Here is a 17,735-nt window from a genome sequence, read left to right on the forward strand (position 1 = left end):
GTCAATTATTATTTAAGAAAATTTTAAATAATCAGAAATAAAATCGTTATTTCTTATAGCAGCGATGATTCACGGCTGCACAATTTTATTTTTTAAACGTTATCGGACGTTCATGTCGCTTGGGTGCGGACCTTTGCGGCGGTTGCTGTTTAATCCATTAATCTCTGCCATATCATCAGCAGTAAGTTCAAAATCAAACACGTTAAAGTTTTCTTCTATTCTAGACGGTGTAACTGACTTAGGAATGACAATTGTGTTGTTCTGTAAGTGCCAGCGCAATACAACTTGAGCCGGAGTTTTGCTATGTACTTCAGCAATTTTTTGAATAACCTCGTCTTGTAACACTTCTCCTCCTTGATCAAGAGGGCTCCATGCTTCCACGAAAATATTATGTTTGGCGCAAAACTCTTTTAATTCATTTTGAGCAAGATACGGATGGCACTCAATTTGGTTTAAAACAGGCGTTACGTCACATTCATTTAACAAGCGCTCCAAATGCTCAATTTCAAAGTTGCAGACGCCAATTGCTTTTACTTTGCCATCGTGATAAAGCTTTTCTAATGCTTTATACGTCTCCACATACTCATCATATTGAGGAGTAGGCCAGTGAATCAAATATAAATCCACATAATCAAGTCCTAATCGTTCTAGGCTTTCATCAAACGCACGTAGTGCATTTTCATAGCCTTGGTCGCTGTTCCAAACTTTTGTTGTAATAAACAGCTCTTCCCGAGGAACAGAAGATTCTTTAATCGCTTGACCTACTCCTTCTTCATTTTTATAAATCATAGCTGTGTCGATAGAGGTATATCCAACTTCAATTGCTTTTGACACTGCAGCTGCTGCTTTGTTATCTTCTACTTGCCATACGCCAAATCCAAGCTGAGGCATTTTTAAGCCGTTGTTTAATGTGACAATATTCATTTTACATGTCTCCTTTTTTGTTAAAAAGTTCAAAGTTTTAATGATGGTGCCAGCCGATCAGCATAGCAACCTGGCCCATTATAATGCCGACTGGGATTCCTACAATCATGGCTCCAAATCGAAATTTAAAAGACCATGCCCGCGGTACAAGGGAAAACAAATAAATCATACTCATCGTTGCCATACATGTACTGCTAAAGAAACTGACGATAGTGTGTAAATTTGGCATTCCTTTTCCTCATTTCACTAGAACATTTGCGCCTTTTCAATTTCATCATTTATCTTTTGTTCTAATGCCTATGTTTTCGCAGCCGACATAGTTACATTCGTCAAAGGGTTCCGTAATCCTGCTTCAATCAGCTAAAAATACTTTACCTACGTAACTTTTTTAATTAAAACGAATATGTGCTTTTAACTGAGAAGTTGTGTATAATTTCCGTATATACAAAATAATAAGAATTTTTTATTTCAAAGAGAAACTGTACATCCTCTGTAAGGCAATCATACATATTTGCAAGAGTTAACGAAAGGAATGGATATAAAAATGGCAATTGAAAGAGTAAAAGCATATTTTAAACAATTTGGCATGGAGAATCGAATTATTGAAATGGATGAGTCCAGTGCTACTGTAGAACTGGCAGCGCAAGCTTTAAAATGTGAGCCGCAACGGATCGCAAAAAGTCTTTCTTTTAACGCAGAAGAAACCGTTCTATTAATTGTGGCAGCAGGAGATGCGAAAATTGATAATCGAAAATATAAAGAAGAGTTCGGAACCAAAGCAAAAATGCTTGGAGCAAGTGAAGTAGAAACGCTGATTGGTCATGCCGTAGGCGGAGTATGCCCATTTGCCGTTAATGAAGGTGTTCACGTGTATCTAGATGAATCTCTGAAACGTTTTGTTACCGTTTTCCCTGCCTGTGGAAGTGGAAATAGTGCAATTGAATTAACAATACCCGAACTAGAAGAATTTTCGAAATGCTTAAAATGGGTTGATGTGTGCAAAGGATGGAATGAATAACTTAGGTAAATTAAGGTACAGATATACATAAAATAAATCAATCAGTACACCAACAAGCTGAAACAATTTTTTGTTTCAGCTTGTTGGTGTATCTAAACGAATTTATGAAACAGCTTAACCCAACCTAGGTAAGAAACCCCTAAGAGAAATACAAAAAGAAATAGTAAAGGAATGTTCCTAGGGATAAAAAGCCAGCCGTCTAACGTATTCCACAGAAATTCACTTTTATTTGCTTTTCTCATCATTTTCACCTCAAGCAGATTTACTATTTTTTCTTCAAAAATTCTTTTACACAGTTATATACAGTATCTTCAACTTATGACCTTTTTTCAAGAAAAACGTGTACGGAAAATTGACTGAATGTGAATCTTTTTAATTTATACCCGTTATGTACGCACTCATCGCCTTATTTTCATCTGTAAAAAAGAAGAAGCCTACATGTTTAGATGCAGGCTTCTTCTCGTTGATTCAGTCTTTCCTTTGTTTGCCTAGTCAGGCCCTTTCGTTACGTATATCGGTTCATAACCAAAGTGCCTTGTGTCAGATACGAATATCTGCTTTCAATTTGCGGTAATACATTTGCTGAAGTCGCTGTTAAGCCTTTCAAAACTAATCAGTCCCTTCAAACTCTAAGTATTTAACCTTCCACAACAACCATTTGCATGATAGCTGCTGTACTATATGTGTACCCCGTATTTATATAGTAAAACCTAAAAAAAACAAATTTTTAGACTTTATAGCAAAGAAAATTTAGATCCTATAAGCGAAAAAAGCGCGCCAGCTATCAGTGCCTCTTCTACTCATTCTCACGCAAGTAAAGAAAAGCATCCGCAGTGAAATTGATCAAATTTATTTAATGTATCATTTGATCAATTTGTTGAAATGCATCTTCAAGTGAAGTATATCTATTTGTTTCTCCTTCGTTACCTTGAACGGTCCATTCTTGCTTTTCTACTGCTAGTTTCCCGTCTTTATCTTTTATATAAGGTTTGTTAACCATAAACACCTGATCATTCTTTTTTACTGTATAGCCAAGATAATAATGATTCCCTTCTCCTTCTTCTTCATATACAGAAACGCCTTGAAGGTTATATTTGTTTAAAATGTCATCCATATGATGAGTCAGTTCACTTACAATCGCTTCTCTTCCTACATATTCCACATTTCATACCCCTTTTCATTTTGATTTATACTTAGCATTCCCTTGAGCATATTCAATTACACTATCTTTCAAACGTTGTATAAACAAAGCGACTCAATATGAAATTCATTCATTACACAATAATAAAAAAAGCTACCTCACTATTAATACAATGAAAAAACATTGCTAAGTGAAGTAGCTTTTTTGTTACCGAGATCTATAGAGAAACTTGATTATAGTTCAGTTAAAATAATCGGTTCACCGTTTGTTACAACAATCGTATGTTCACATTGTGCTACAAGACTATTATCAGGTGTAACAAACGTCCAGCCGTCGTCTCCGCGTTCAATGATATGATCAGCTTTCATAGAGATAAACGGTTCTACAGCAATAACAAGACCTTTTTTCAAAAGTGCTTTATCCATTGGATCATAATAGTTTAAAATGTGGTTAGGAGCGTCATGCAAGCTGCGGCCAACACCATGACCCGTTAAATTTTCAATAACCGCGTATCCGTTTTGGTGTGCAAAGTTAGAAACAGCACGACCAATTTGGTTTTGTTTTGAACCAGCTTTTACTTTTTTCATAGCCGCCCAAAATGCATCTACTGCAGCTTGACACAGCTTTTCTTTTTCTTCATCTTTCCCGATAACAAATGAAATGCCTGTATCTGAATAATAGCCATCAAGTACGGCAGATACATCCACATTTACTAAATCGCCATCTTTTAATACGCGATCTCCCGGAATACCGTGAGCCACTTCTTCGTTGACACTAATGCACGTTACACCTGGGAAATCATATTCTTTTTCAGGTGCAGAAATAGCACCGTGTTCATCCAATATTTTTTTACCGATCATATCAAGTTCTTTTGTTGTCATACCTGCTTTTGCTTGGCTTTTCATCTCTTCGCGCGCAAGTGCAACGATGCGTCCAATTTTGCGTAAACTTTCTAAATCTTGTTCGTTACCAATAATCATAAAAAAACACTTTCCTTCCTCGAAATATATATCCTATCCGATTTTATCATATTTTTATGAGGATTTTTCAAAAGACCTTTTAAGAACTAAAATGTATGATTAATTAGATTAGTAAGATATTTATCATATGTAAAAATCCTCTTCATTAACCTATGAAATTCAAAAAAGCATGCTACTTCACCGCAGCATACTTTTTTATGTTATATAAAAGCTGCCTTGGTAAGCGGCAGCTCTCACAATCCGTTATTTTACTATTTCAAATTTCACTTCATTAAACAAACTAGTAGAATTCCACACGTTCAGCCCAGCATAACCTTCTGAAAAGGTAGGGTCCATTGTATCGATCACCAGCTTGCCATCGAGATAAACTCGAATGTGTTCTCCTTCAGCCATCACTTTTAGATGGTAATCCGTATTTGGTTTTAAATGCAGCTTTCCCCCATCGTCGTAAATAATGAGATCCTTTCCTATTCCATCTCTAAACGCAATGAGTTTCACTTGATTATTAAGCACATCTACATTCGCAGCGTAAGCGTTATTTGCCTGTTCATCCGAACGGAATACTAGCGCTCCTGCTCCTGTAGAATTTGAAACAGAATCGTCTAACACCTTTATTTTTGCTTCATATGTGAAATTTTTTGCTTCTTTTGATGATAAGGTAAAGAAATCTTCTTTGCTTCGTCCTTGTTTTCCGTTAATCGTATCGGCCCATAGTCCGCTAATATTCTTCCATCCAGATAAGTTTGTATCAACAGGACTTTTATTCCAAATAGATTTTAACGGATACATCTTAAGAGAATTTAATTTTACAGCGCCTCCTTTGCTATAAAGCTTTATTTTATTACTTGAAAGCGTTGGAAAGAGCTGGTCTGTTATTACTTCCGTGCCGTCATTTCCAAATACTTCTACAGACGACTGGTCTACAAACATATGAAGCTTAACCTTTCCGTCTTTTGGAAGCATGGGAGCAGAGTGTTTGCCTTTCACATTTTCACCAAAATCAAAACTTCCAGAGTTTGTTCGGTCAACAAATAATTGCTGCTTGTTTACATTATAGCTGACTTTTGTATTTTCACTGCCTTCTTTTTGAATTTGAAAACCAAATTCTTGTGCATCCGTATTTGAAACATCGAATTCTGCAATGATTTCATATTTGTTTTCCTGTATGCCTGAAAGAAGATTTTTGTTTTCAGTAACCATCAGATTCTTCAACACCTTTTTTTCTTGCTTATTGCGAATTGAATCAATTGAAACAGGTATTTGTTTTAAACGAAGCCCTTTTGCTGTGTTGGTGAGTTCTATTTTTCTTGGGATTGACATAGAGCTTCTCCAAGTAGTAGTTGGGGTATTGTTGGCATATTGCCAGTTGCTCATCCAGCCTAGCCAATACTTTTCTCCGTTATCTCCTTCAACTCCGCTCCAATCTACAGCGGCATAAAAGTCGGCACCATAATCTGTCCAAAGCACTTCCTCTGGCGGGTTTTCATTTTTAAATGTTTTTCCGTCAAAATCACCAACAAAGTACTGCATACCTGAACCTCCAGCTGCCGCTCCATCATTGATGCTGACCTGCAGCACCCATTTTTTCTTTGTGCTGTCTCCATCAACCGGCAGTTCGAGTAAAGTAGGACACTCCCAAATGCCTCCGTTGCTTCCGTGAGTTGAATTCACCCATTCTCCTGACACTGTGTTCCAATCTGAAAGCTCTCCGCCTTCCCTTTGTTTAGCTTCCTCTGGTTCTTTTGCTACACTGTCTACTTTCTCCGGCATTTTTTCTGTATTAAATACATTTACATCATCTAGATTAATATGCCCCCATCCGCCTACAGCTTGATCAACGGCTTTAATGTACAGTACTTCTCCTATATACTTAGAAGCATCCCATACGTAGCGCTGGTACTTTTCATCTGCAAACTTTGTATTCGCTTGACGAATCAATTCTTTATCGTCGGATGCCCGGACTAAGGCTACATAGCGGTTTGTGGGGTCGTTTCCGCCTCCCATTAACAAATTAATTTCACCTGAACCGCTCAATTTAAAATAAGACGAATGTAATTCTCCAGTGGCATTATCGCCATCTTGCTTATCAGAAAAACCCCATAAATGATACTTTCCTTTTTGTTCAAAAAGACCGCTCCAATTTGCGGTGGCATCCGTTACATGATCATTTGTGAATGCATTTCCTTTTATTGTTTTCCAGCCGGTGAGATCTCCTCTTTCAAAACTTTTATTTTTAATTTCTTTTTCATCCGTATCAATAAACTTGGTCATGTTAACGTCTTGGAACCGGACTGAAGATTGATTAACGTGTAATCCAAACAATCCTTTTGAAAAAGTTTCATCTTTTGCAGTAAGGGTGAAGTTATCGTCTATATGCAAATCAAGTTCATTTCCCGATGCAGTTACTTTTACTTGATGTGATTTGCTCGTATCAATTTTTTCGTTTGTTTCAGCAAGTACAGTTGAAATGCCATTTTGAAGCTTTACTAGTTTGACTGTATCCTTAGAAGCATCCACGCTAGCTATATATCCGTTTTTGGCTTCCGCGTCTGCTCGAAAAAGTAGTGCACCTGAACCATGATTTTCATCTGAAAATGTCATATTTGACTCGTAAATAAACTGATCTCCCTGTTCTTCACTCATAATATATCCGTCGCTGTCAGATTTACCGATTTTTCCATCAGTAGTATCATTCCATGTTCCCGTAACAGGTTTCCAGTTAGATAGATTGGTGATGAAATTAGATTGATTCGTAAATTTAACATGACGAAAGACAGCTGTGGAATTCCATGCTGTTAGTCCAAACTGACCGTTTTCTAAAGATGCATCACTGCCTTCTAAAACCTGTTTTCCATTTAGCAGTATCTTAAAGTGGTGACTGTTTGCTTCTACTTTCACATGATACGCTTGTGACGTATCCAGCCTCATTGGCTTTGAAACAACGGTCGTTACGCTTCCTTTCTCTACTTTGTTAAGTGTTAAGAGGTTCTTTTCAGCATCTAAATTGACGGTATATGCGTTTGTTGCATCTTTATTAGAACGAAAAACAAGGCCTCCTGCACCTTCGCGTCCATTCTTTTCTACAAGCGTAATTTCTCCCTCTAGAGTAAAAGATTGACCTTTTTGTTCAGACAAAGTATATGAATAAGCACCGCTTTGACCGTTTGCTTGAATCCCTCCATCAGATCCAAACTCACTTGCGTATTTCCAATTTTTCAAGTCAGGTGATGTATAAAACATGATTTTATCTTTAGCAGCTAAAGACATAACCCACTGCTTGGTTTGCTCGTGCCAAAAGACTTTTGGATCGCGCCAGTCAGGAACTGGGGGATTTGGCATAACGGGATTTCCTTCATATTTGGTCCATGTTCTTCCGCTGTCCGTGCTGTATGCTAGACTTTGCACCTGCCCTTTACTGCCCGAGTGCGTAAAGATAGCTACCATCGCTTCTTTTCCAAATCCTGCGGTATTATTCCAATCGATAACGGCACTTCCTGAAAAGATCTCTCCGTTCTCATCTGGCGAAAGAGCAACCGGAAGGTGTTTCCATTTCACTAAGTCTGTACTAACTGCATGCCCCCAGTGCATAGGTCCCCAGGTGGTACCGTAAGGATAATACTGATAAAAAAGGTGGTACTCCCCGTTATAATAGACCATTCCATTTGGATCGTTCATCCAGTTCGCTTCTGGAGAAAAATGAAATTGATTCCGGTATTTTTCTTGATAATACCCTGTATTATCAGCTAATACAGGGTATACAGAAAACAAACTTATAGAACAAGCGACTCCAATCATCAATAACTTTTTGACGGTTCTTTTCATCTTCCTTTCCTCCTTTATTGGCATACTGGCTATGTAAAATATGTTCACCACCAGATGCTAGAAGAATAGATGACTCCTCTTACTTATCAGCCTAAAAAGCCGATCCAATAACCTCCTATACCGATTAAGAAAATACCGAAAATAATAAGCAGCGGATTTGTACCTTTTCGAAGCATCCATGCTACTAATAAAGTTAGCGCTAAAGGAAGCAGTCCCGGTAAAATACTGTCGAGTACGTCTTGCACGGTTTTCACGACAACTTTACCAGAATCATCTTTGATCCTAGAAACAACCACTGGTATATTAATAGTGGTCCATTTCGAAACCAATGCTCCCATTACGAAGAGTCCTAAAATGGATGCACCTTCCGTCAGTTTTTGAATTCGATTGCCTACTAAATCTTTTAAAATTTCTGTTCCCTTTAAATAACCATATTTTAATCCATAATATTTTGTACTTAATCGAATGGCATTAATTAAGATGAAAAACAGCAGTGGCCCGGCAATATTCCCGCCTAACGCAAGAGATGCGCCTAGTGCCGCAAGAACTGGCCGCAGCGTTCCCCAGAAAATAGGGTCTCCTACGCCAGCAAGCGGGCCCATTAATCCAATTTTCATTCCGCTGATGGCTTTTTCATCAAAATCTTTTTTGTTTGCCATTTCTTCTTCCATTGCTGCCGTGACGCCGAATATAGGTGCAGAAATCCACGGATGTGTATTGAACCATTCTAAATGACGCTTTAGTGCTGCATTTCGCTGTGCCCCTGGTCCGTATAAACGTTTAATTGCTGGAATCATCACGTAACAGTAGCCCATTGCCTGAACACGCTCAAAGTTAAATGAACCGAGTAAAAAATTCGAGCGAATAAACATGCTAAAGATGTCTTTTTTCGTTAATCTTTTTTCATTTTCCATCTCTATCCCTCCCTTAAGTTCGCCGTTTAGGCATCTAAATCATCATCGTCATCATATACTTGTTCGCTCCCTGTAGCTGCGGGAACGCCTGCCGGCTGCATTTGATTTCGCTGCTGCATTACTTGCTGATAAAGAAGGGCTAAACAAAGACCTAACGCCCCAAATCCTACCAGGTTAAACCCTGTAAATGCCGCTAATAAGAACCCGATATAGAAAAAGGGCTTTAAATGAGGAATGTTCATCATATTGATAACCATGGCATATCCTACGACCACGATAATGCCTCCCCCAATTTGCAGACCTTTTGTAATAACTTCCGGAATATTTCCGAGGAAAGTTTGCACGGCGCTTACGCTGATTAATGTAACAATTAACGTTGGAATCATAACGCGGAGAGCCTGAAAACCCATAGCAGTAATATGCATAATTTCAATTCCTTTAAAGTTCCCTTCTTCCGCGTACTTATCAGCTCGATGAATTAAAAATACTGTGATGGTACGAACAAAAATGGTGAGTACTTGCCCTGCAGCTGCTAAAGCTATAGCTACCGCAATGCCTTCACCAATCCCCTGACCAGCTGTGATAACCAAAATAGTTGAAATAACAGAAGCAATAGCCGTATCAGGTGCCATCGCCAATCCAACATTCATCCATCCAAGAGCCATTAATTCCAGCGTTCCGCCTAAAATAATGCCCGTTTTTAAATCTCCAAGCACCAAGCCTACTAATGTGCAGGCAATGAGAGGACGATGGGATTGCCCTTCGTCCAATACGCTTGCGATGCCAGTTACCGCTGCAATGACTAATAATAAAATAATTTGTATGGAAGACATAAACTCATCTCCTTATTTGATTTTTGTTTCATTTCTCAGTAGTTGAATAAAATTTTCGCTAGAATCTGAAGGTAATTGGCGCAGCTCAAGCTTTACGCCTAGTTCCTGCAGTTTCTCAAAAGCATCGATATCTTTTTCGGTAACGCTTACAGATTTGGTGATTTGTTTTCGGTCATTAGCAAAACGCATGCCGCCTACGTTTACTGTCTCAATAGGCACTCCAGCTTGAACAAGAGCAACAATATCTGCGGGACTTTCAAACAGCAGCATGGCTGTTGTATCCTGATAACGAGGGCTGTGAAATGCTTTTGTCATTTTAGAAATTGAGACAGCACTTGCTTTTACATTCGAAGGAGCCACAGAAAGAATAAGCGTTTTTCGCATTTCATCCGCTGCCACCTCATCTGAAACAATGATAATTCGATCTGCTGCATTTGTTTTGATCCATCTTGTTAATACCTGCCCGTGAATAAAGCGGTCATCAATTCTTGCTAAAACGATTTTCATAATAATCCATCCTCTCCGATTTGGTTTGCTTGCTGGACTTTCTCCAAATGTTCACTGCACACTTGAAAACTTTCTTCATTCACTTGCTTTAATCTCCCTAGCATCTCTTTTAATGTAACGTGTTCCCTCATGGCTAACACTTCTAATAACATAGGCAAGTTAACTCCGGATACCATATCCGCTGTTTTGTTTTTAAGGATATATGGAGTAGCCGCATTGTAAGGTGTACCTCCAAAAATATCGACTAGAAAAAGCACTTCATTTTCTAAGGGCATCTCCTCTAATGCTTGCTTATATTTTGCTTCAAGCGTTTGGATACCCTCTCCTTTTAGAAAAGGTACGGCTACTACGTGATTCTCTTCACCAAATATCATTTTGGAAGCCCCCTCTAATGCTGGTGCGAAATCACCATGCCCACTAATAATGACTGAAATCATGTACACTTGCTCCTCTCTTTTACGTTCTACACTTATTTATTGCAAGTATCGTGCCAACAAAGAGTATTAAGCGCTTTCATTTATTTTTCAATACCTTTTTCTATGTTGTTGATACAGGTTCCTTAAAATAAACAAACCTGTATCAAAACGTCATGCGTTTTAATACAGGTTTTTCTGTTATTTAAAAAATGGGATAAAAAAAGAAACTAGCGGCATATAAATTAAACTAGTTTCTTGGGATTATCATATGATTTTTACATTTCATCCGCAAAAATGGTGGCAATAAATAATTTTTCATCTCTTGTTAAGGTAAGTTTAAGCTTTTTTTCGACGGCTTGTAATGTTTTTTCCGTTTTTTGATAAATATTTTCTAACTGAGGAGTGATTTCTTCATCCTCCGGAAAAGCAAGAGGTTCGTTTTTTATCATTCTTTCTAAAGCAAAGGCTGTATGCATCACAATTCGAATCATAACGGTGTTGCTTAATTCCATTTCTAACTCATCTTGTACGTGATTTAACCACTCTAACAGAATTTCACTTATGAGATACGGATTAATAAATAGAAGGTACTTTCGTAAGTTTTCTTCGCAAAGTTCACGCACTACAATATTCCCTTCAGTCTTCTCCTCATCATAGCGTATCGTTTCTTTTGTAATTGCCTGTTGAAGTATTCGCTCTCCCTGCCCTTCAATAAGGACTTCTAGTGATACATGAGGCGCATCAATCTTAGGGTTTTTGGTACCTGCTGTTGCGACAATTTCATATTCTTTTTGAATTTCCCGAATGTTTGCTGCTAATTTAATAGAAGAAACGGTTAGAATTTTAATAGGCTCTTGAGATACTTTCCGTGAAATAATCGTTAAGATTTTTTCTAGTTGTTTTGCTGTACCGCTTCCTGTTGTACAAATAGAAACAAGGGCTTTCTTTTTCCCAAACACATGCTGCTGCTTATCTATAAATTCCATAAAGTCTTTTTGCACCGAATCAAATATGGCATATAAATTTAAGTCTAAATAATTTACTTTTCTAACGGTGTCTAACACCATAGACGTCGTCACGTTGCTGATTGTTTTAATCTTAGTCCCTGTTTTTTGTTCCAACTTGCTTTCTAACATGGCAAGCGAGCCCATGTCTACAAGCATTAATACGCCTTCCCCTTCATCTACTTTCTTAATTCCCTGGATTAATCTATCTACAATTTCGACTGGAGATACCGTCAAAGGCACATCAATAGCTATAATAGGAGTGCTTCCTAAAAGCTCCGTAGCCACTTCTACCATAGAAGTTGCCGTGCTGTTTCCATGTGCAGCAACCACAATCCCCACTCGCTTATTTTCTTCTAACGTTCGAATGGATTGAATAACCATTGTGAGATAAATAACTTCTATTTCTGGCACGATAATGTTAAACCACTTTTCAATTCGATTTTTAAAAAGCAGGGCTACCGCATATTCTTTTGGATACGTTTCGCGAATTTCATCTATCTCCTTTGTATTTAATACGTCTACTTGTTTTTTTCGCTTTAAAAAGGATTCCATATGCATACTCAAAAAATGAATAAATCTGCGATCAAATTTACAGTTCAATTCTTTTTCTGCTAAATGTTTTAATTCTTTTGTAAGCTGAATCACGTCATCTTCTACGAATTTCATTAAATTAGAACTTTGGCCATTTTTTTGATTAAAAAAGCTCCGAACATTCAAATGAATGTCGGTAAGAATATATTGATTGATGTCTTCTTGAGATAAACCTTCTTTTATTAAAACATCTACTTTTTCTTCTATTAACTGATATAAATTAAACGATACGTCTTCCTCTATTTTTATTTCTTGCCTCTCCATAGCCGGAGAAATGATCGTTTTGAGATTTACATATTCAGAAATTTTTCTGCTGCGCTCCATATTTTTACTATTTGAAATCCAATCTCGTTTAATATCATCAGGCAAGTCTCTCACTGTAAGTTCCACCATATGTTTACTATCAAGGTTATTTAAAAATCCGTGTGCGCACACGAGCTGTACATTGGACTTTAACTGCCCTACATTCCCGAATTTTTCAGTGTGGATTAAAGCATTTAATACATCAATGTGGACACTTAGCTTTTTATTAATTCGTTTAGCTTCTTGTTCTAAAAGAAACGTTGTGAGACGAATCTTTTCTTTGAGAGATCGCTCTTCTAATGACGGAATATGAATAGTCATCGGAATTCTTCTTAAGAAAGTTTGCAGTAAGGCTGAACCGGGATTTTCAGTTGTAGCACAAATAATTAATACTTTAGACATTCGCTTATGATCTGTTTCCCCTAGGCGATTGTACGTACCTTGATCAATGAGGTAAAAAAGCATTTCTTGACCTTCAGGAGGAAGCCGGTGTATTTCATCCATAAAGAGAATGCCTTCATTTGCTTGTTCTACTAAACCTACTTTACTTTCAGTTGCTCCAGTGAAACTCCCTTGCTTATGACCAAATAACTGAGAAAGAAGTAATTGAGGATTATGGTAATAATCAGCGCAGTTAAAGGTAATGAACGGGGCCCCTGTTTTTAACCTCTCTGAATATATAGCAAATTGATAGATTCGTTTTGCAAAAAGAGATTTGCCTGATCCCGTGGGACCTAATAGCAGCATATGTAACCCGTTGGGCGGGTAAAGAACAGCAGCTTTTGCTTGAGAAATCGATTTTTTCAAACTGCCTGTGGCTCCAATCATTAATTCAAAAGGATTAGCAGAAAGTGCTTCTTCTTTTCCCCCATTAGATAGCTGCTCTAGTTTTTCCACTTCCATCTTATTCGTATCCCACTTTTGACGAAAAATGGTTTCGACAATCTCTAGCGGAGCGTAGCGAACGGGGAACATTTTAATTTTAATTACTTTTTGCATGCGGACAAGTTTGTTCAGTTCAAGACTTACATTAGATCTCTCTAAATCTAACTGTTCAGCAATTTCAATCGCTGAGCTTCCTTGTTTATGTAAAAGTTCCACTTCTGTAAACTCCTGAAAATTACTCAACAGCTGATTGTATACCTTATCAATTCGTTTCATTAGAAGCACCTTCTTTATTTTCAGTTCACGATCGGAAGTTTCTCTTTCAAAGAAATGAGACATTCCCTACTACTACAAGTTATTTCACCTATAAGTACCATCATGTCATACTAATCTATGAAAGCGTTTCAAGCCATTATATGTAAATATATTAAGTTAGTCAACCTTGCATGTCAACCGGTTTCATTCTTAAAGTTATAGTCTGTCTGAATGTTTCATTTTCTTTGAATAACTGTGAATCTGTATATACTACTTTTTCATTTTACTTAGCACTGCAGTTACAGCATATTTTTGCTTACATAATAAAACGAAAGAAAACAGCAGCAGTTGTCGCCATTCTCTTTCGTTTTTAAAAATTATTTATCTGCAGTTAATTGTCCTTGTTGTAAAATACTATTTTTCACAACAGTTGTTTTTGATCCTTTAATACTTAACAAGAAGCTAGGAGCAAACGTAGAGTGTTCCTCTGAATAGAAGCCTCTGTTTGTCATGTAACTTGTAATCACGACATTGTCTCCTTTAACTTGCGGAACTGCAAAATGTGAATACGTGAACGTTTTGTCATTAGGATCGAGGTTCATATGTAAAACAAGTCCTGTATCATTTAGCGGTTTGTATTTTCCTGTCAGCGTATTTGATACGTATCCTAGCATATATACGTCATCTTGGCCGATACCATCAATGGTCATTTTAGACCCGCGAGAATCTGTGAATAAGTACCATTTTCCATCTTTTTTGAATACATTTGCGCGTTCAATTTCATCTGTTACCGTGTTTGAGGTAATCAATGGATCCATTACTTTTTTTAAGGTATAGTCGTTATTTAGTTCTACAATGCCTAATGCGCCGTTTGCTAAAGAGGCTTTCTTTTTATTAGAACTCTGCAGTAATTTCTCTTTTTCTGATTGGAAAAATGGATTGTTTCCACCGTAGTAAGCTCGATTGTAAAGAGAATCCTCCCCTTGATAACCATCTTCAGTTCCTGTGTTTGCTTCAAACACAAGGTATTTATGCCCTTTATCTTCTACATAGTGAGGATCTCTCAACGTATGATTATCTTCTGAACCATATGCGCCTTCGTCGATAAACTGCTGAATATTTTGATATTTTTTACCATCACCATCAAAAATGGATTTATGATCTTCAACACCTTCAATTTTTAACGTATCTGCACTTGGCTGAGATACATTTACTTGAGCTGTTGTTAAAGTTTGTTTTCCATAGTTTGTACCTGAAAAATTAGTATAGAATAAGCGTACTTTTCCGTCTGATGTTAAAGTAGCAGATCCTGACCATTCTTGTGTTTGTTTTTTCAAATGAGGGTCATTCGGTACAAATTTATCACTGTCTTTGAACACTCTTCCTGCATTTTTCCAACTGTCAATCGACTCTTCACCTATTTTTTTATAAAACACATAAATAGATGTATCATCCGCATCTTTAGGATTGCCTGCTAGTGCAAATACAACTTGGTAACCATGGTAGTTGGCTACTGTTCCGTCAGCATTTTGCAGAGGCCAGCTGTCCCATACGTCTAAGTCAATTAAATTACCTGATTTATCATACCCTTTTGCAGAGGCAATATTTTTAATTGTTGCTTTATCAAAAGCTGGAACTTTAAACTGTTCGCTTTTTTGCTGCTGAGGAATTTTCAGCATGTTATCACGTGTAATATGAGAAACTCTATAATTATTATTTGTATCTTTATGATTGCTTTCAGCTGCCCATGTTTGAGATCCAGCACCTACTAACATAGCTGCAGCAAAAGATAATGCTGTTGTTTGCTTTGCGATTTTCTTAATGTTCATCTGTTTTCTCCCTTTTGTATCATACTTTTTCTTGTGTTACTCACAAGTGATCCATTTTCTATGTATCGAGAAGTCATATCCATCTGGTGAAATAACAGAACCGGTTCCATTACCTTTCCAAGATTACTTGCATAATATTGAAAAGTCAAATAGGTAAAATGGAGTGATCATACCCTTTTTTATCCCTTTGTTTTTTTAATTTAGTTATAAAGTCTTAAATCTTTAACTTTTTAATTAAATCGGCAAATTCATCATCATATTTAACCTACTATCCTTTTATAAGCTTTTCTACAGCTGTTAAAGTACCCAAGCTTCAAGAAAATATCGTTAATGTATTTTTTGTGAAATAGTGGAATAATTTATTATATAATAGTTTCTACTGGTAATAATAAGAGACAAAAGAATTAGGTAATCTCTTTTTATTTTGATTCTTTTATACTGTTAAATTTTATGCAGCTCTTCCCAAGGAATCGCTATCATTTCAATTAATCAATCATACATTTTTCAGAAAATCAAAAAGAGCTCTTTATAAAGAGCTCTTTTTGATTTCATTTATGCTGTCTTTAAATAGCTGTTCTTATCTAAATAAATCAAGTGCCGCAGTACGTTTGATAAGGCTGATTAGACGGAGCAGACGGTGTACAATACTCTGACTGATCCGGCGATTCATATGGGCTAGAAAGCACTTCTAGAAGATCTTCCATAACGCTGTAGTCTCCTTTTTGTGCTGCATCTAGCGCTGCTTCTACTCGGTGATTTCGAGGAATGACAGCGGGATTGTTATGTTTCATAAGCTCTTCCGACTCTGCTTTAGATTGTTTTTGTCTGCCTAGTCTTTTCTGCCATAACTCCTGCCACTGTGCAAATTCTTCGCTTTCAAACAGGTCACTCTTTCCTAGCTTATTGAAAGTTAATGCACGGAATGTATTTGTATAGTCAGCTTTATAGGTTTTCATCATGGTAAGAAGCTCTTGGAATAATGCTTCATCTTCTTTTTCTTCGTTAAAAAGTCCAAGTTTAGCCTGCATACCCGCCAGCCAGTTTTCTCGATAGAGTTTTGGAAATTCCGTCACGGCGTTTTGTGCTATTTCAACTGCTTTTTCTATATCTTGATCCAACAGAGGTAATAAAGCTTCAGCAAACCTCGCAAGATTCCACCCTGTAATGCCCGGTTGATTTTGATATGCATAGCGCCCTTGTACATCAATTGAACTAAATACAGTTTCTGGATCATAGGTATCCATAAATGCACATGGCCCATAATCAATTGTTTCTCCGCTAATTGTCATATTATCCGTATTCATGACGCCATGAATAAAACCAATAAGCTGCCATTTAGCAACTAGGGTAGCGTGACGCTTAATCACTTCTTGAAGAAATGATAAATATTTTTTTTCATTCTTTTCTATGTGGGAAAAGTGACGTTCTAATGCATAGTCAGCTAAAGCTTGAAGGTTTTCGACTGTTCCCCATTTTGCAGCAAATTGAAATGTGCCAAAACGAAGGTGACTGGAAGCTACACGCGTCAAAATCGCCCCTGGCAGTTCTTTTTCGCGAACAATGGATTCGCCTGTTGTTACGACTGCCAGGCTCCGAGTAGTCGGAATACCTAGGGCCTGCATCGCCTCACTAATTATATACTCACGCAGCATAGGTCCAAGAGCTGCACGACCGTCTCCACCCCGGGAATACGGAGTTCGGCCTGAGCCTTTAAGCTGAAGATCCACTCGTTCACCCGAAGGCGTAACTTGCTCCCCTATCAGCATAGCCCGTCCGTCTCCTAGCATGTTAAAGTGGCCAAATTGATGTCCTGCATAAGCCTGTGCAAGTGGGAAAGCACCTTTTGGAACACTGTTTCCTGCCAAAATGCTAACTCCTTCTTGGCTTTGCAGCTGTTCTTTTTGTAACCCTAGAGATGCGGCTAAAGAGTCGTTAAATTTGACTATTTTAGGTGAACTCACTGGATTAGGATCAAGAGGCGTAAAAAAAATGTTTGGTAACTCCGCATAGCTATTACGTAAATTCCATCCTGTTTCTTTTTGATTAGTCATCGTATCTCCTTTTCTTCTTGTGTCTTAAAACATAACTCTTTTCTTTACTGATCGTGGTTTTATAAGTGCAGCAGCCCTGCTCTATCCTGCTTTCTTTTGGGCATCTTAGAGCAGGACAGTTTCTCTTTCATTCATTATCTCTTTTACTATTATATCGTATTTGCTCGTACTTTTAATCTAAAGTTCCTTATCCATTTATATACCGCCACTTTGTTGACGAGCTATTAAATGCTCAAAAAAGAAGAAGTATTAATATACT

The 17,735-nt window shown here is 37.4% G+C and carries 13 protein-coding genes; 1 reads left to right on the plus strand and 12 read right to left on the minus strand.

The features are described 5' to 3' along the window. Nucleotides 1-99: 99 nt before the first annotated feature. Together SCI76_RS06185 and SCI76_RS06190 are read right to left on the minus strand one after the other, a co-directional pair. On the minus strand, nucleotides 100-924 hold the full coding sequence (locus SCI76_RS06185; protein ID WP_028413925.1) for an aldo/keto reductase: 825 nt from the start codon (nucleotides 922-924) through the stop codon (nucleotides 100-102). A gap of 37 nt (nucleotides 925-961) precedes the next feature. Continuing rightward, complete coding sequence (locus SCI76_RS06190) at nucleotides 962-1,153, minus strand: hypothetical protein (RefSeq protein WP_033578521.1); 192 nt, start codon at nucleotides 1,151-1,153, stop codon at nucleotides 962-964. A gap of 315 nt (nucleotides 1,154-1,468) precedes the next feature. On the opposite strand from SCI76_RS06190, the gene SCI76_RS06195 reads away from it, so the two are divergent. Further along, nucleotides 1,469-1,942: a YbaK/EbsC family protein gene (locus SCI76_RS06195; RefSeq protein WP_367041366.1), complete on the plus strand. Its 474-nt coding sequence runs from the start codon at nucleotides 1,469-1,471 to the stop codon at nucleotides 1,940-1,942. Between the two features lie 853 nt (nucleotides 1,943-2,795). Here the strand turns inward: SCI76_RS06195 and SCI76_RS06200 are convergent. From SCI76_RS06200 to SCI76_RS06245, 10 genes are all read right to left on the minus strand, one after another. Further along, nucleotides 2,796-3,104: a DUF5634 family protein gene (locus tag SCI76_RS06200; protein WP_328120035.1), complete on the minus strand. Its 309-nt coding sequence runs from the start codon at nucleotides 3,102-3,104 to the stop codon at nucleotides 2,796-2,798. 212 nt (nucleotides 3,105-3,316) lie between these two features. Further along, entirely contained in the window at nucleotides 3,317-4,063 is a 747-nt protein-coding gene (gene map, locus SCI76_RS06205) for a type I methionyl aminopeptidase (protein WP_045291382.1), read from the minus strand. Nucleotides 4,064-4,306: 243 nt separating this feature from the next. Further along, nucleotides 4,307-7,885 carry a GH32 C-terminal domain-containing protein gene (locus tag SCI76_RS06210; protein ID WP_407545092.1) on the minus strand — a complete coding sequence of 1,193 codons (3,579 nt, stop codon included), beginning with the start codon at nucleotides 7,883-7,885 and terminating at the stop codon, nucleotides 4,307-4,309. 86 nt (nucleotides 7,886-7,971) lie between these two features. Continuing rightward, nucleotides 7,972-8,799, minus strand: coding sequence for a mannose/fructose/sorbose PTS transporter subunit IID (locus tag SCI76_RS06215; RefSeq protein ID WP_013056298.1), 828 nt, complete (start codon nucleotides 8,797-8,799; stop codon nucleotides 7,972-7,974). Between the two features lie 26 nt (nucleotides 8,800-8,825). Further along, a complete protein-coding gene (locus SCI76_RS06220) occupies nucleotides 8,826-9,632 on the minus strand; it encodes a PTS mannose/fructose/sorbose transporter subunit IIC (RefSeq protein WP_013056297.1) in 807 nt (268 codons plus the stop codon). Between the two features lie 12 nt (nucleotides 9,633-9,644). Next, complete coding sequence (locus SCI76_RS06225; protein ID WP_028413929.1) at nucleotides 9,645-10,139, minus strand: PTS system mannose/fructose/N-acetylgalactosamine-transporter subunit IIB; 495 nt, start codon at nucleotides 10,137-10,139, stop codon at nucleotides 9,645-9,647. Further along, nucleotides 10,136-10,576, minus strand: coding sequence for a mannose/fructose/sorbose PTS transporter subunit IIA (locus SCI76_RS06230; RefSeq protein ID WP_033578518.1), 441 nt, complete (start codon nucleotides 10,574-10,576; stop codon nucleotides 10,136-10,138). Before SCI76_RS06230 ends, SCI76_RS06225 begins: the two co-directional genes overlap by 4 nt. 254 nt (nucleotides 10,577-10,830) lie before the next feature. After that, a complete protein-coding gene (locus SCI76_RS06235) occupies nucleotides 10,831-13,617 on the minus strand; it encodes a sigma 54-interacting transcriptional regulator (RefSeq protein WP_394531558.1) in 2,787 nt (928 codons plus the stop codon). 356 nt (nucleotides 13,618-13,973) lie between these two features. After that, on the minus strand, nucleotides 13,974-15,425 hold the full coding sequence (locus tag SCI76_RS06240) for a glycoside hydrolase family 68 protein (protein WP_048018562.1): 1,452 nt from the start codon (nucleotides 15,423-15,425) through the stop codon (nucleotides 13,974-13,976). Between the two features lie 590 nt (nucleotides 15,426-16,015). Continuing rightward, nucleotides 16,016-17,476 carry a YdiU family protein gene (locus SCI76_RS06245; protein WP_243494400.1) on the minus strand — a complete coding sequence of 487 codons (1,461 nt, stop codon included), beginning with the start codon at nucleotides 17,474-17,476 and terminating at the stop codon, nucleotides 16,016-16,018. Between the last annotated feature and the right edge of the window lie 259 nt (nucleotides 17,477-17,735).

Origin of the sequence: Priestia sp. HNGD-A6 (assembly GCF_045784335.1) — a bacterium.
Lineage (GTDB): Bacteria > Bacillota > Bacilli > Bacillales > Bacillaceae_H > Priestia > Priestia zanthoxyli.

What these genes read in the sequence shown, in the direction of transcription:
- SCI76_RS06215 (WP_013056298.1), bottom strand. Translation starts at nt 8,799, where the DNA reads ATGGAAAATGAAAAAAGATTAACGAAAAAAGACATCTTTAGCATGTTT.
- SCI76_RS06210 (WP_407545092.1), bottom strand. Translation starts at nt 7,885, where the DNA reads ATGAAAAGAACCGTCAAAAAGTTATTGATGATTGGAGTCGCTTGTTCT.
- SCI76_RS06235 (WP_394531558.1), bottom strand. Translation starts at nt 13,617, where the DNA reads ATGAAACGAATTGATAAGGTATACAATCAGCTGTTGAGTAATTTTCAG.
- SCI76_RS06240 (WP_048018562.1), bottom strand. Translation starts at nt 15,425, where the DNA reads ATGAACATTAAGAAAATCGCAAAGCAAACAACAGCATTATCTTTTGCT.
- SCI76_RS06225 (WP_028413929.1), bottom strand. Translation starts at nt 10,139, where the DNA reads ATGAAAATCGTTTTAGCAAGAATTGATGACCGCTTTATTCACGGGCAG.
- SCI76_RS06220 (WP_013056297.1), bottom strand. Translation starts at nt 9,632, where the DNA reads ATGTCTTCCATACAAATTATTTTATTATTAGTCATTGCAGCGGTAACT.
- SCI76_RS06185 (WP_028413925.1), bottom strand. Translation starts at nt 924, where the DNA reads ATGAATATTGTCACATTAAACAACGGCTTAAAAATGCCTCAGCTTGGA.
- map (WP_045291382.1), bottom strand. Translation starts at nt 4,063, where the DNA reads ATGATTATTGGTAACGAACAAGATTTAGAAAGTTTACGCAAAATTGGA.
- SCI76_RS06190 (WP_033578521.1), bottom strand. Translation starts at nt 1,153, where the DNA reads ATGCCAAATTTACACACTATCGTCAGTTTCTTTAGCAGTACATGTATG.
- SCI76_RS06230 (WP_033578518.1), bottom strand. Translation starts at nt 10,576, where the DNA reads ATGATTTCAGTCATTATTAGTGGGCATGGTGATTTCGCACCAGCATTA.
- SCI76_RS06195 (WP_367041366.1), top strand. Translation starts at nt 1,469, where the DNA reads ATGGCAATTGAAAGAGTAAAAGCATATTTTAAACAATTTGGCATGGAG.
- SCI76_RS06245 (WP_243494400.1), bottom strand. Translation starts at nt 17,476, where the DNA reads ATGACTAATCAAAAAGAAACAGGATGGAATTTACGTAATAGCTATGCG.